The 13,359-nt window shown below is 56.4% G+C and carries 15 protein-coding genes; 8 read left to right on the forward strand and 7 right to left on the reverse strand.

Annotated features, from left to right (window positions below; translation table 11 throughout):
• Positions 1 to 466: 466 nt before the first annotated feature.
• From GKC28_RS16065 to GKC28_RS16080, 4 genes are all read right to left on the reverse strand, one after another.
• Positions 467 to 895 (reverse strand): helix-turn-helix domain-containing protein, encoded by a 429-nt coding sequence (locus GKC28_RS16065; protein ID WP_174148034.1) that lies wholly within the window; start codon positions 893 to 895, stop codon positions 467 to 469.
• Positions 896 to 994: 99 nt separating this feature from the next.
• Positions 995 to 2,005, reverse strand: a complete 1,011-nt coding sequence (locus GKC28_RS16070) for a replication initiator protein A (RefSeq protein ID WP_174148035.1) — start codon at positions 2,003 to 2,005, stop codon at positions 995 to 997.
• A gap of 257 nt (positions 2,006 to 2,262) precedes the next feature.
• Positions 2,263 to 3,528, reverse strand: a complete 1,266-nt coding sequence (locus GKC28_RS16075) for a hypothetical protein (RefSeq protein ID WP_174148036.1) — start codon at positions 3,526 to 3,528, stop codon at positions 2,263 to 2,265.
• A gap of 183 nt (positions 3,529 to 3,711) precedes the next feature.
• A complete protein-coding gene (locus GKC28_RS16080) occupies positions 3,712 to 3,897 on the reverse strand; it encodes a hypothetical protein (RefSeq protein WP_174148037.1) in 186 nt (61 codons plus the stop codon).
• A 95-nt stretch (positions 3,898 to 3,992) separates the two neighbouring features.
• Here GKC28_RS16080 and GKC28_RS16085 point away from each other — a divergent pair, with 95 nt between their 5' ends.
• From GKC28_RS16085 to GKC28_RS16115, 7 genes are all read left to right on the forward strand, one after another.
• Positions 3,993 to 4,256 carry a BrnT family toxin gene (locus tag GKC28_RS16085; RefSeq protein ID WP_174148038.1) on the forward strand — a complete coding sequence of 88 codons (264 nt, stop codon included), beginning with the start codon at positions 3,993 to 3,995 and terminating at the stop codon, positions 4,254 to 4,256.
• On the forward strand, positions 4,243 to 4,458 hold the full coding sequence (locus GKC28_RS16090) for a CopG family transcriptional regulator (protein WP_174148039.1): 216 nt from the start codon (positions 4,243 to 4,245) through the stop codon (positions 4,456 to 4,458). The genes GKC28_RS16085 and GKC28_RS16090 overlap by 14 nt, the downstream gene beginning before the upstream one ends.
• Positions 4,459 to 5,122: 664 nt before the next feature.
• Positions 5,123 to 5,323 carry a transposase gene (locus tag GKC28_RS16095; protein WP_217434115.1) on the forward strand — a complete coding sequence of 67 codons (201 nt, stop codon included), beginning with the start codon at positions 5,123 to 5,125 and terminating at the stop codon, positions 5,321 to 5,323.
• 49 nt (positions 5,324 to 5,372) lie between these two features.
• On the forward strand, positions 5,373 to 5,720 hold the full coding sequence (locus GKC28_RS16100) for a transposase (RefSeq protein ID WP_174148041.1): 348 nt from the start codon (positions 5,373 to 5,375) through the stop codon (positions 5,718 to 5,720).
• Positions 5,717 to 6,088 (forward strand): IS66 family insertion sequence element accessory protein TnpB, encoded by a 372-nt coding sequence (gene tnpB / locus GKC28_RS16105; RefSeq protein ID WP_174148042.1) that lies wholly within the window; start codon positions 5,717 to 5,719, stop codon positions 6,086 to 6,088. Before GKC28_RS16100 ends, tnpB begins: the two co-directional genes overlap by 4 nt.
• Before the next feature lie 38 nt (positions 6,089 to 6,126).
• The gene (locus tag GKC28_RS16110) at positions 6,127 to 7,629 is read left to right on the forward strand and encodes an IS66 family transposase (RefSeq protein WP_254604271.1); all 1,503 of its coding nucleotides are present in this window, start codon (positions 6,127 to 6,129) and stop codon (positions 7,627 to 7,629) included.
• A gap of 66 nt (positions 7,630 to 7,695) precedes the next feature.
• Positions 7,696 to 8,682, forward strand: a complete 987-nt coding sequence (locus GKC28_RS16115) for a glycosyltransferase family 2 protein (RefSeq protein ID WP_174148043.1) — start codon at positions 7,696 to 7,698, stop codon at positions 8,680 to 8,682.
• Positions 8,683 to 9,604: 922 nt separating this feature from the next.
• Here the strand turns inward: GKC28_RS16115 and GKC28_RS16120 are convergent.
• The gene (locus GKC28_RS16120) at positions 9,605 to 10,225 is read right to left on the reverse strand and encodes a LysE family translocator (protein ID WP_065269496.1); all 621 of its coding nucleotides are present in this window, start codon (positions 10,223 to 10,225) and stop codon (positions 9,605 to 9,607) included.
• A 2-nt stretch (positions 10,226 to 10,227) separates the two neighbouring features.
• Positions 10,228 to 11,136: a DMT family transporter gene (locus tag GKC28_RS26860; protein ID WP_065269485.1), complete on the reverse strand. Its 909-nt coding sequence runs from the start codon at positions 11,134 to 11,136 to the stop codon at positions 10,228 to 10,230.
• Between the two features lie 129 nt (positions 11,137 to 11,265).
• On the opposite strand from GKC28_RS26860, the gene GKC28_RS16130 reads away from it, so the two are divergent.
• Positions 11,266 to 12,168: a LysR substrate-binding domain-containing protein gene (locus GKC28_RS16130; RefSeq protein ID WP_065269484.1), complete on the forward strand. Its 903-nt coding sequence runs from the start codon at positions 11,266 to 11,268 to the stop codon at positions 12,166 to 12,168.
• A 120-nt stretch (positions 12,169 to 12,288) separates the two neighbouring features.
• On the opposite strand, the gene GKC28_RS16135 is transcribed toward GKC28_RS16130, so the two are convergent.
• Positions 12,289 to 12,921, reverse strand: a complete 633-nt coding sequence (locus GKC28_RS16135) for a tyrosine-type recombinase/integrase (RefSeq protein WP_174148044.1) — start codon at positions 12,919 to 12,921, stop codon at positions 12,289 to 12,291.
• Positions 12,922 to 13,359 lie beyond the last annotated feature (438 nt).

Genomic DNA, 13,359 nt, shown 5'->3' on the forward strand with positions numbered 1-13,359 from the left:
TGCAGCTGCGCAAGGCTTCAATTGATTGGCACCGCCGCAAATTTCACGAGATCATCAAAGACGACTACTATCGCGACCTTTTCAGTTTCTGTTGTCTGAACAATGGCAGGCGAGCAATCATTTGAGCCGTGCTACGAAAAATTTGCGTCCAGCAGTTCCCCGCTTTGGAAGCTTGCAGCCTAAGACTGTTGGCCGCATCTTATGCTTCAGAGCAAGCCGTTATTAGTGCGGGCTGACCGGACGGTTACCTTGAGAGGCTGCTAAGGTCTTCTTTGCATATGTACAGAGCGCACCTCTCGCTGCGGGTGCATGGGGCGTAGGTCGAGAGCTTACGTCCCAGCTCTGGAATACTAGCAGGGGGCTTTTGTAGTGCGTAATCACCGATAATCTTAAGTAGTGTCACACTACAATTTTCAATAAGCTATTGGTATAATTAAAAAATATCGTGTTTCGACGTAATGGCTTCCTAATTTAGTAAGCGGGAAAAGAAGCTACGCTTTGGCCTGTTGTCGGAGAGAAGTGCTGTCACACGGCCTTCGGAGCTGTCCAGGCGCTTCCGTAGATCGTTGATCGTGTCAGTCATCTGCTCCTTTTGAGCCTCCAATCCGTTGGCCCGCTCGCGTGCGACCGCCAGCTCTTTTTCCAGTTCAAGAATGCGGTCTAAGTTTCTGTTGGTAGGGGTTAAATTGTCCTGTCGCGCAACGTTGCTTTGTTCGTGTTGCGCGTCGTGTTGCGTGGCGGTGGGGGGGAAGACGCGGTGCAATTCGGATGGGTCGATCTCATATGAACCGCTGTTACCTTTGGCCGCTGAAATCTTTCCGCTTTTTATGGCTCTTTGGATTGTTGTCTTGTTCTTCCCAGTGGCCTTCGCAGCCTCGGATAGTGTGTATTTCATGCTATTGCGCCACGTTTCTTATTGCCTGTTGCGCAACAGTTTAACGTGTTGCGCCTTGCAGCGCCAAGGAAACCTGGTGCGAGGCACCTCGAACTCAAGTTAACGCAAGCTGCCCTGCTTCCCGCAGTAGGCGACGAAGGCAGCACCTGCGTTCTTCGGCGGGTTTCCTTTGGTCGTTTCGCTCTTGGCGAAGGAGAGCCAGTCAGAGCGCAGGGCGTAGTAGTCTAGGCCTTTCTCCCTGGCGATACCCCGTGCCTTTTCCTCGGCCCATTCCGGCAGTCGGATCTCGGGCAGGAGGTCGCTCTGCGGTGAGCGGGGGCGGAAGATCACCAGATCTTCGGCGGTCAGCTCCATGCGATAGAACGGCGTGTGATCGTCCTCGATGATCTGGCGGATGTTCAGCCGGAACTTCTTCAGGGGGGCATTGCTGCCGGTCTTTTCCTGAAGCTTGGCGAGGCCGACCTGCCACTTTGGCTGACCTCCGCAATGCTTGCGGCCGATCTCATACAGGCGGCGTTCTAGGGGGCGGCGAAGGCGGAAATAGTCGTTCGAGATCGTCACAACCTCGTCGCCCTCGATCGCGCGCATCACCCAGTCGGACAGGATTACCTCGCAGTAGTCGAGCCGCCACTTGCCCTCTTCTTTCATGACGAAGCCGCTACCCGATTCCAGCAGGCTGAAAAAACGTGTCTCGCGCTTGTTTCCCGTCTGAATATCGGTCTGGAAGGTCGTCCCGATGAGCCTCTGGAACGCTTGTTCCAGGCGTTGATACTCGACCCCACCCGTCTTGCGGTTGGTAGTGATCATCAGCTCACGGGCGCTGAAACGCACTCGTTTGCCGATTTTCTCGCCCCGGTTTTTTCGGTGCATGAGCTGGCTCACGCAGAAAATCAAAATGTCCTTATCGAAGATCGTGGGCAGACCGACCCCGGACGGTACGATTTTCAGCCGGTTGTCGCCACCGCGATATTCTAGGTGGCGCATGTCTGGCTTGGTGGCGAGCGAGAACAGTGGGTGCTCCATCGAGGCCATGTCGTCCTTCGGCACCACATCGGAAATGTCGAGGATGAAGAAATCCTTTTGGGGGTGTCTGTCGGGGAGCAGGGGCATCCATTCGCCTAGTTGGGTTCGTTATATCTGGAACCAGCATTGGACAGGACCGGCGGGCTCGTCAAGTTCGTTATATCAGGACCCGAATCTGAGGTGAAATTCGTTCGTTAGTTTCGGAACCCAAATTCGTTAGTTTCGGAACCCAAATTCGTTAGTTTCGGAACCCTGTGGATAATTTCCTTTTTTTTAAACAGAAGGTTAGGGGCATATTTTGGCCCCGTAACATACTCCGTAGGTAACACTATTAACACTAGCGGTCAGCGACCGTGGCTCGGTCCCCGATCCCGTTCCGGGCTGGGACGCTCGGTGAGATCAGTTTCCCGTTCTGCCGAGGGTTCTTTCCGAACCGCAGGAGCTGCCAGGCCAAGATTCATCTCATGCCGCTCCACCTCTGCCAGTGCCTCCTGCGGCCAGCAGATTTGCTCATCGATCTGGGTTGCCTCCGGACGCAGCATATTTTTGACTACGGCCTCGACCCTGGCGCAAAACGCTCCGCACTTCGCCACCACTGCCGCCAGGTGCATCCGGTCGGACAGGCTGGGGAAGAACTCACGCCCGGACTCATACCCGTCACCCATGTTCGCCCGCAGTCCCATGCCGACCCCATGGGCCGCTTCAAACACACGCTCTGCCCCTAACCTGACAGCCCGGATCAAAGGCCAGGGATCCGTTTGGGGATCTCCCCTCACGCGATCCAGCTCCAGAGCGCCCTCAGGAGGCTCGTAGGAGCGCCCTTGGACCTTGTGGCGGGCAATCTCCCCCTTGAGCATCAGAAAGTCGCTCAGGGCCTCTGTGTCGCGTTCTGAGAGGTCTGTGTCCCGGATGGCATCCCACAGCCCCTGTGAGGGCGCTCTGACGCTCTCACGGGCCTTGTCCATGACCGCCCCATAGGTTTCCGGGGAAAGGTGCTGGCGCTGAGTGATTTCTTTCCGGGTGCCGCGCACGATTTCAGGGTCCAGATGCTCGCGGCACCAATCGGCCCAGGACGTTTGCAAGGCAGAGTATTCATTCCGCTCGCCTGTGGCCTCCTTCAGCTCGCGCAGCGCCTTGTTGGTCGAGATCACCGGCTTGCCCCGGCTTTCCCGGACCGGGGAGACCAGCACATCGACCACGGCGCCGCCCTTCTCATCAAGATCGAGGCGGGTGGCGATCACCGATCCTTTGCCGCCCCAGCCCTCGGCCCATGCCTTTGCCTGGTCAAAGAGCTGGCGGTTGCGCGGGTTGTCGGGGTCATGCAGGCTGCCGACCTTTTCCACCCATTCAGGGGAGACCACGCAGATGGCCTGCAAGCAGAGCGGCGCACCCTTCCGCTCGCCGGCCCCCAGCTCGGTCTTGTGGGCTTTGAAGGCGGCGAGATAGTCGCGGTCGTTCTCGGCCTTCGACCAGGCAAGGCCGAAACCGGGTTCCGCATCATCCCGGACCCGCGCCTTGCCGGTTTCGTCGTGGCGCTGCGCATGGAGGGACGCCCCGCGAAGCTGGGCGATGGTGGAGAGCTTGTTGACGCGGATGGCAGCTTTGAACATGGGGCGGTGATAGCGGAGAGCGACAGAATTGTCATTTCAAATGACAACCCACTAGGCAATTCTCTCCGAGCCGCTCCGCTAATTGCCATGGGCCGGAGGTGCTGCGCCCTCCTGGACCTCCTGCTATTCGCCCGCTCAGCGGGCGACAAATCCCTGCCTTCCCCTGCCTATTGGCGGGCGATGTCAGTCAGGGATTTGGGAGCTGCCGAACCGTTCCGCAAAATCCGGCGGCAGCATATGCTGCCGCTTTGGCGGCGTCCGGTCCCAGATTTCCGCATCGGTCAGGGTCTCGGAGCTGACCTCGTAATTCCCGCAGTCGAAGCGGGACGAGCAATCAGAGGGAGCATTCTCGTGGCGGTCGTGAGGCATTTGTTTCCCGATCTGGTTATTGGAGGACCAAGATGGCGGCGGTGGCCAAACAGAACCATTCTTGAAAGTGGATAATTATTATACCATATTCAAGCATGGATTTTGAGTATGACCCCGCCAAAAGTGCCTCGAATCTGTCGAAGCATGGCATCGACTTCGATCAGGCGCAGGCCCTTTGGGATGACCCATGGATGCTCGAAGCGCCCGCCAAGACCGAGGATGAACCGCGCTTCATCTCGATTGGGAAGATCGAGGGCAAGCACTGGGCGGCTGTCTGGACGCCGCGAGGCGAAGCGGTGCGTATCATCTCGGTGCGCCGCGCCCGGAAAGAGGAGATCAGCTACTATGAAGGCAACTGAGTTCGACAAGAAATTCGACGCCGGTGAGGACGTGGGCGATGCAATCGACTGGTCCCAGGCGCGCCGACCGAACGACCAGCCCAAGCGCGTGAATGTGGATTTTCCCGCGTGGGTCGTGGAGGGCCTGGACAAGCAAGCTCGGCACCTCGGCGTGACACGGCAATCGCTAATCAAGCTTTGGATTGCGGAGCGTTTGCAATAAGTTTTGGGTCGCTCACTACGTCAAAATCGAGAGATTGTTCTCCAGGCCAAGATTCCCAAAGTCGCAAAGAGGGAAAAGGCTGAGGTTCTGCGGGATCTGATTGGCCAGTTTTTGCGTGCTAACCTTACCCAAGACCTGTCGGAACGTAAGCACAAAGCGATTGGTTCATCGGTACCACAGCCTAAGATCTTGAAGACAGATGCTCTTCCGACGGTCATCAGGTCGATACGAATATCAACCGAGATGGATGCTGAGTTAGCTGAGTTCGCTGGCATCATGCAAATGACCAAGCGAGATGTAGTGCGATTGGCTATCACTATGGGTGTTGAGCGCATGCCTTGGGAGCTGAACTTAGATAATGATTTTCTCACGAAACGCCGTGGTAGCCGTAGCTTTCAACCTAAGTGGTCAAAGTGGTGATGCCCCCAACAGGGGGCATCTTTTCTGATTATTTGAACCGGTCCCATAAAAGCAAAAGCAGTCTCAAGAACCAGTACGTGGCATGACACCAATCACCAAAAGTCATCCAGTACGACAAAAAATTTCCTTTCTACCTGGATGTTTCAAACTTGAGAGGTAACCGTCCGGCCTGCCCGCACTGACGGCCCTCGTTAGTGAGGGATAATGTCCATTAGCGAACAAGTGGACATTATCGAGGTTGGGCATGGCAAAGCGGCGCAGACGTCGGAATTGGTCTGAAGACGAGAAGCGTATGGTTTGCGCGCAGACGCGGGTGCCCGGTGTATCGGTTGCCCAGGTTGCACGGCGCTACGATGTGAATGCCAATCAGGTCTTCAACTGGCTGAAAGAACCCCGGTTTGCGGCNGTAACCGTCCGGCCTGCCCGCACTGACGGCCCTCGTTAGTGAGGGATAATGTCCATTAGCGAACAAGTGGACATTATCGAGGTTGGGCATGGCAAAGCGGCGCAGACGTCGGAATTGGTCTGAAGACGAGAAGCGTATGGTTTGCGCGCAGACGCGGGTGCCCGGTGTATCGGTTGCCCAGGTTGCACGGCGCTACGATGTGAATGCCAATCAGGTCTTCAACTGGCTGAAAGAACCCCGGTTTGCGGCCGAGGCTGAAGAAGAACCCGTCACCCGGTTCCTGCCGGTCGAAGTTTTAGATGCTGAGCCTGCTTCAGCCCCGCCAGATGCCGGGGCGCAGATCGAGGTGGAGCTTGCCAACGGCCACCGCCTGAAGGTTCAGGGCGGATTTGATCCCGATGCGATTGCCGCACTGATCCGGAAGCTTTCGGCGTGATCCCGGTTCCGGCAAGCACGAAGATCTGGCTGGCCGCCGGAGTCACGGACATGCGCAAAGGGTTCGGCGGGCTGTCGGCACTGGCTGAGAAGGTGCTGGCGGAAGATCCGTTCTGCGGGCACTTATTCGTATTCCGGGGACGGCGGGGGGACCTGCTGAAGGTCATTTGGTGGGATGGCCAGGGGGCGTGCCTGTTTTCCAAGCGGCTCGAGCGGGGCCGGTTTGTCTGGCCTTCTGCGAAAGACGGCAAGATCAGCCTGACACCGGCTCAGCTGTCGATGCTGCTGGAAGGGATCGATTGGCGATTGCCGCAGAAGACCTGGAAGCCACTGACGGCTGGTAATTTTCCCGCGATAGCAGAGCTGTAGGATTCCCATCCCGCCATAGCCAGGGTATATTTCGGCCCATGCTGGATGCGCCCAAAACACTGCCTTCTGATCCCGGCGAGCTCCGCGACACAGCGGAAGGTTTGCTCGATCTGGTGAAGGCGCAGGCGCTGAAGATTGCCAAACTGGAACACCAGCTTGCTGGCCATAACCGGCACCGGTTCGGATCAAAGTCGGAAAGCCTGGATCAGCTTCAACTCCGGCTGGATGAGGAAGAGACAGCGGCGGCGCAGGTTGCCATCGAAGATGCTCCTGATGGTGATGCAAAGAGCCAGAAGGCCAAGCCTAAACGCAAGCCTCTGCCGCCGGAGCTGCCCCGGTTCGACCAAGTGCTGACACCGGGCGAGACCTGCAAATGCGGCGGCATGCTGCGAACTCTCTCGGAAGATGTCACCGAGGAGCTGGAATACGTCCCTGGCCGCTTTATCGTGAACCGGATTGTCCGTCCGCGCATGGCCTGCCGGGATTGCGACCTGATCATTCAATCAGCACTTCCATCGCGTCCCATCGAGCGCGGACGTCCCGGTCCGGGTCTCCTGGCCCATGTCCTGGTCAGCAAATATGCGGACCACTGCCCTCTGTACCGGCAATCGCAAATCTACGGACGGGAAGGGATCAATCTGGACCGGTCCACCCTGGCGGATTGGGTTGGCCGCTCTGCTGCGCTGCTGGAACCCTTGGCTGATGCCATCGGCCGTCATGTCAAAGCGGGGCAAGCGATATTTGCCGACGATACTCCCATCAGCATGCAGGCAAAGGGCAAGTGCGCCACGGCCCGCTTCTGGACCTATGTGAGGGATGAACGCCCATGGAACGGAGCTGACCCGCCTGCCGCCTGGTACCGGTTCACCTCTAACCGCAAAGGCGAGCATCCCTCAGCGCATCTGGCCAGCTACAACGGTTGGATGCACGCGGATGGCTATACCGGCTTCAACGAACTTTACCGGTCCGGTGCAATCCGCGAGGTTGCCTGCATGGCGCATATCCGCCGCAAGTTCGTCGATGTGTTCCAATCGCAGAGGCTGGCCGTTGCCGAAGAAGCGATCCGCCGGATTGCTGAGCTCTATGCCGTGGAAAAGGACGCCCGCGGATTGCCGCCGCAGGAGCGCGTCCAACTGCGCCAATCCCGGTCAAAGCCGCTGCTCGATGATCTGGAAGCCTGGCTGGCCGCGCAGCTGGCACGGATTCCGGGCAAATCCGAATTGGCCAAGGCCATCCGCTATGCTCTGACGCGGATGAAGAAGCTGTGCCCCTATCTGGATCACGGCATCCTGGAACTTGACAACAACTCCGCGGAGCGGGCGATGAAGCCAATTGCGATAGGCCGCAAAAATTACCTGTTCGTCGGCTCCGAGGGCGGCGGAAAAGCGGCTTCCATCGCCTATACCCTGATCGAAACTGCCAAGATGAACGGCGTAGATCCACAAGCATGGCTCACTTGGGTTCTCGCCCGAATTGCGGATCACAAGATCACTCGCCTCGACGAGCTGATGCCGTGGCGTTACGCTGTGCGGGCAGAGTGACAGCGCCCATTCAATCACGGTAGAGCAGATCTACCGGAAGGGCATAATTTAATAGCAGGCAATTATATGAAAAACGGCAACCGTTTCACGCTTGTGACAACCGCTAAGAATGAAGGCCCATATTTTCTTGAATGGATAGCTTATCACCGTTTGATAGGTTTCGATGATTTCATCATTTTCCAGAACGACTCGGATGACTGCACTCATGAGATACTTAGTTGCCTGAGTGACTTGGGACTCGTGAACTACAAGTATAATCGCGCCGGCAAAGGCAAGCACCAGATCCAAGCTTACAGGCGGGCGGTGCGGCAGCCCGAATACCTGCGGAGCGATTGGGTCATGGCGCTTGATATGGACGAGTTCCTGTGCTTGCAGCCCCCGCTGGAAACACTTGACGACTGGTTCGAGAAGCTTCCGGAAGCAGACCAAGTATATGTCAATTGGGCAATGTTCGGAAATTCCGGCCTGACTGACATAACACCCGATCTGGTATCAGAACGGTTCCAGCTCGCCACGCCACGAGAAGAAAGTATCAAGGATTTCCGGCCATTCAAAACCCTGTTTCGCCGCTCCCGTTTCCAGCGGCCAGGTATTCACATGCCGGTCCCGCTCGATGCATCAAACGATACAGTAAAGACCATCAATGCCTCGGGCTTGACTGAACAGCAATTTGAACAGCGGAACTTCCAAAGTACAGACCCAGGTCAGCTCGCCTTTGCCCAAGTCAACCATTATGTCGTCCGAGATGCCGCGAGTTTCGTCATCAAGTCATGGAAAGGCAGCGCACATCAGGCCAACCGTAGCGTCGATCAGACATTCTGGCAGAAACGGAACCGAAATCAATCCAGAGATGAAACCCTCTCGCGTTGGTCTTCCCGTGTCAAAGATGAGATGCAAGTGCTGGATGACCTTTCGGATGGCCGCCTAATGCAGCTGCGCAAGGCTTCAATTGATTGGCACCGCCGCAAATTTCACGAGATCATCAAAGACGACTACTATCGCGACCTTTTCAGTTTCTGTTGTCTGAACAATGGCAGGCGAGCAATCATTTGAGCCGTGCTACGAAAAATTTGCGTCCAGCAGTTCCCCGCTTTGGAAGCTTGCAGCCTAAGACTGTTGGCCGCATCTTATGCTTCAGAGCAAGCCGTTATTAGTGCGGGCTGACCGGACGGTTACCNTGCAGCTGCGCAAGGCTTCAATTGATTGGCACCGCCGCAAATTTCACGAGATCATCAAAGACGACTACTATCGCGACCTTTTCAGTTTCTGTTGTCTGAACAATGGCAGGCGAGCAATCATTTGAGCCGTGCTACGAAAAATTTGCGTCCAGCAGTTCCCCGCTTTGGAAGCTTGCAGCCTAAGACTGTTGGCCGCATCTTATGCTTCAGAGCAAGCCGTTATTAGTGCGGGCTGACCGGACGGTTACCCACCTGCAGAGCGAGGCACCGGTCTAATCGGGGAGGAGCTCGCAAACTGCACCTGTCATCGGATTGGATCGCATGGGGCGGATCGGCTGCACCCAGCCCGGAGCGGTCATTGAACCGCCACGGCGCACTGCCTCAAATGCTGCGGTCAGCACCAGTGGCAGTGATGCGCAGATAGAGACATTTGCAAAGTCTGGGGATCTGCCCACCGGGCGGCGATCCCATGCTGCACGAGCAATGGAAGGAGCAGACCTTCGCCGCAGGTGCAGCCACCAACCATCATCGAACTGAAGGGACGCCGGACTTTGCTGCCGTTGCCCTTCCCGGTGTTTGCTGACGCAGCATTCGCTCGTGGGTGCGGCGTGGTTTTCACTGTGAAGCAGCATGTGTCGCCAAACCGGCCGTTGAAAGTCAGTCCGAGAGGACAAGTCAAATCCTCCCTTTCGCCGCAACGTGGATCGACCATCGAAGAGCGGGACTTTTCAAACCTTCGCTGCAAATTCGCGAATGTCCCCTTCAGTGAGCTGTTCAACAAATGGCAGATTTCGTCGCTATCGAGTTGCCGCCATAAATACGCTTCCACCGATCAGGAACCCGCCACCTGTGTATCCGAACCGCCGCCGCGATTGTGCACTCTGGAAAGATTTGTGAGCTTGTGCGGCCAGTAGTGCATACCCGCCAAGAACGACCCCGACGATAACCGCTGAAGTCACAACGACAATGGCAAACTGAGTGTAGGTATTTGCTGTAGGATCGAGAAACTGTGAAAGAAATGCCACGTAGAAGATGATGGCTTTCGGGTTCAGGACGGCAGTGAAGAACCCGGCCCTGGCGCTGGAAATGCCGCTGACCGATGTTTCATCAAGTTGTAGGGTTACATCTTCCCGATGCGCTTGGATGATCTGTGAAATACCCAGATACGCCATATACACAACGCCCGCCCACTTAACGATTTGGAACAATTCAGAGGAAGCGGCCAGAATGGCACCGACGCCGAACAGGGAAAGCGCCACAAGAACGACGCCGCCGACCAATTCACCCGCAATGCACTGAAACGCGGCTTTTGTTCCTCGCGACAAAGCCAAGCCTGTGACGACAAGAACGCTTGGGCCGGGAATGATTGAAATGACGGTATAGGTGGCAACGAAAGCAAGCCAGAGTTCGAGTTCCAAGATCATATATCCTTAGCGTTAATTCTACTTCTGTTTGACGGCAGGGCGAGAAGTCCTGCCCCTACAATGATGACAATGCCAGCCAGAGAAAGCGTGTCCGGCAATTCACCGAAGAACAATCCGCCCCAGATCAGGCTGAACACCAAGTAACTGTAATCGAACGCGGCCACGGTCGCGGGGGGACCATTCTGATAGGCGATGGCGGCACCCACACTGCCGATCAGGATCACGGCTGCGAGGGCTGTAACGATGCCAAACAGTTTCAATTCCACGGGTTGCCACGATCCGAAGATGATCGATTCTTTCTGTCCCGCAAACAGGCTGAGGATCAGACCGCCAATGATGAACGCGATGTTCAGCGCAAGCGCCATGGCAAACGGATCATTATCGCGGCATTTGGCAGAGGTCAGGACCATCGCGCAGGCATAGAGGGACGCTGCAAGAACCGGCAAAAGCGTTGTGACCTGAAACTCCGACGTGTCCGGTCTCAAGACGAGGATGACGCCGCCGAACCCGAGGGCAATCGCCACGAGGGCGCGTGGTGCGGGCCATGTGCGGGCCAGCATCGCGGCAAGCACCGTGATCAGGATCGGGGACGTGTAGTAGGCCGCAGCGGCCAGCGAGAGCGGCATGAGCGGGAGGGACACGTAGTAGCTCAACCACATCAGGACCAGCAGAACACTTCGCGCAACAACCCATCCCAATGACTCGAAAGGGCGGACACCATTCTTCCAGACAAGCAAGTATAGGATCGGAAGGACCAACGCGGAACGAAGAACATACATCTGCCAAAGCGGCAGGGTGAGACTGGACGTCTTGATGATCGCGTCCCCCAGCGACAAGGCCAGAACCGCAATCACCACAGCCAGTACAGCCCGTTCGGTGTCATAAGTCTTTGCCGCTACTGTCACGGTTGCGTGTCCTGCTTTCCATTTATCGGGATCGGCACCAAATTGGGGGCCGATGTTTCAAGGCGACATAAATCATATATGATGCGTTGAGAAAAAAGAGATTCAGAACACTTTGCATGACCACAGATCATGGATAACCAGTTGCGGAACCTGCCACCACTATCACGGTTCAAGCCGTTCGAGGCTGCGGCTCGTCTCGAAAGCTTTTCGCTGGCGGCGGCGGAGCTGGGCATGACTCAGACAGCGATCAGCAAACAGATTGCGCAGTTGGAAAGTGATCTGGGGACCACCTTGTTCGAGCGCCGAAACCGTGCGGTGTTCCTGACAGGCGAAGGGCGCAGATTGGGACAGGTGGTCAGCACAGCTTTGTCCAGTATCGCGTCTGAGGTGGCGTATATTCGCGGCGATGGGCGCTCGGATGAACTGATCCTGCATTGCCAGCTTTGCGAGGCGTTTTACTGGCTGATGCCGAGGTTGGCCCGCTTTCATGAACGGCATCCCGGCACCGAGCTGCGCGTCATGAGTGCGCTCAAGCCGTTGACGGAGGCGCAAACCCCGTTCGATGTAGCGATCCAAACAACAGGCAGGCCGTCAGGAACCGCAAAGCTGGCCTTCACTGTGTCGGACGAGATTTTTCCGGTCTGCGCTCCTAGCTTGATTGATCCATCGACTTTACCTCTCGATCCCGACGATTTAGCGGCTTACTCACTTTTGTCCCACCGAGTCATCCCGCAGGACTGGATGGATTGGCCGGACTGGTTTGAGGCCTTTGGTGTTGCCCAGACAAGTGAGCGGTTCACACATTTTGACAGTTTTCCTATCGTTCTACAGGCGGCAGTGGCAGGGCAAGGCGTGGCCCTTGGCTGGAAGCGCACGGTGCAAGGAATGATAGACGAGGGAAAGTTGATCCGGCCCTGCCGTGAAACTGTTGTGCATCCCGCCGAACTCGCGGTGTATCAAGGATCGGGCGGTAAGCTGCACCCTATGACCAAGCCGCTATTGGCGTGGTTGTCAGATGAGCTTTCAGAATAGAGCAGTCATTCGACCATTTCGCAGCATCAGTCTTTCTGGGCTCGATCCAACCCACCGCTGCGATGCGAATGCAGGTCCGCTTCGGATTGGCGAACGGCACGAGCCGCCCGCCAAGATGGTTCAAATGTCGATTTGCTCGGCGATGCTCAGCGCATCTTCAAGTTCGACGCCAAGATATCTGACTGTGCTGTCAACCTTGGTATGTCCGAGCAGAAGTTGAACCGCTCTGAGATTTCCGGTTTTGCGGTATATCTCCGCTGCTTTGGTCCGGCGCAGCGAATGGGTGCCGTATCCGCTGGGCTCCAGCCCAATCGCGGCCACCCAATCCCTCACAAGCCGGCCATATTGGCGTGTTGAGATATGCGGGCGGTCATGAAACCTGCTGGGAAACATGAAACGGCAGCCGAGCATCTCCGGTGACTTGATCCATGCGGCAATGGTATCCCGCGTGTTTTCAGAGAGTTCAAACTGAACTGGCCGCTTGGTTTTGCTCTGGATCACGGACACGCGTTCGCGAACGCGATCATCCCTCACCAGGTCGGCGACGGCCAGTTTCACCAAATCGCATCCGCGAAGCTTGCTATCAATGGCCACGTTGAACAGCGCAAGATCGCGCAGGTTGCCCGCCAGCTCGAGCCGCGCGCGGATCGCCCAGACCTGTTTCGGCAAAAGCGGCCGTTTCTGGCCGATGATCCGGCCCTTGTTCCAGGCTCTTCGTTTCGGGGTGACAGCGGGAAGTTGGACTCTTGGCATTGTGCGCCCTCCAATCCTCCCGCCAAACCCAAACATCAGCACAGCGCTGACGCCTCAGTTTACTGGTGGTTTGAATGGCCGCTGTCAGGTTGCTTTTTTCTTTGGGAAACGCTGCAGACGCATTGGGCAGCAGAGAGCCCAAACTGTTTGATGCTGCGCTTTGCATGAATGTCCGCACTACTTTGTTCGTCCAAAACCGCGACAAATCAAAGTGCGTTTTGCCAAGAGATTGTATGACAAGATTTTTAATGGTCTCGGAAAACAAGCGCATTGCGCCAATAATCGCCGTTTGTGCCGTTGCAAAACATTCAAATACGAGAATATGTTGCTTGTTCAGAACCAAGAACAGGCTAAGATCTATATCCGCCTCCCTTTACGCGTTAGTTGGAGCTGAAACACACTTTTCACGTGCGTCAAATTGCGTAAAGTAACCCCAAC

It is taken from the genome of Leisingera sp. ANG59, from assembly GCF_013317235.1.
Taxonomy (GTDB): Bacteria; Pseudomonadota; Alphaproteobacteria; order Rhodobacterales; family Rhodobacteraceae; genus Leisingera.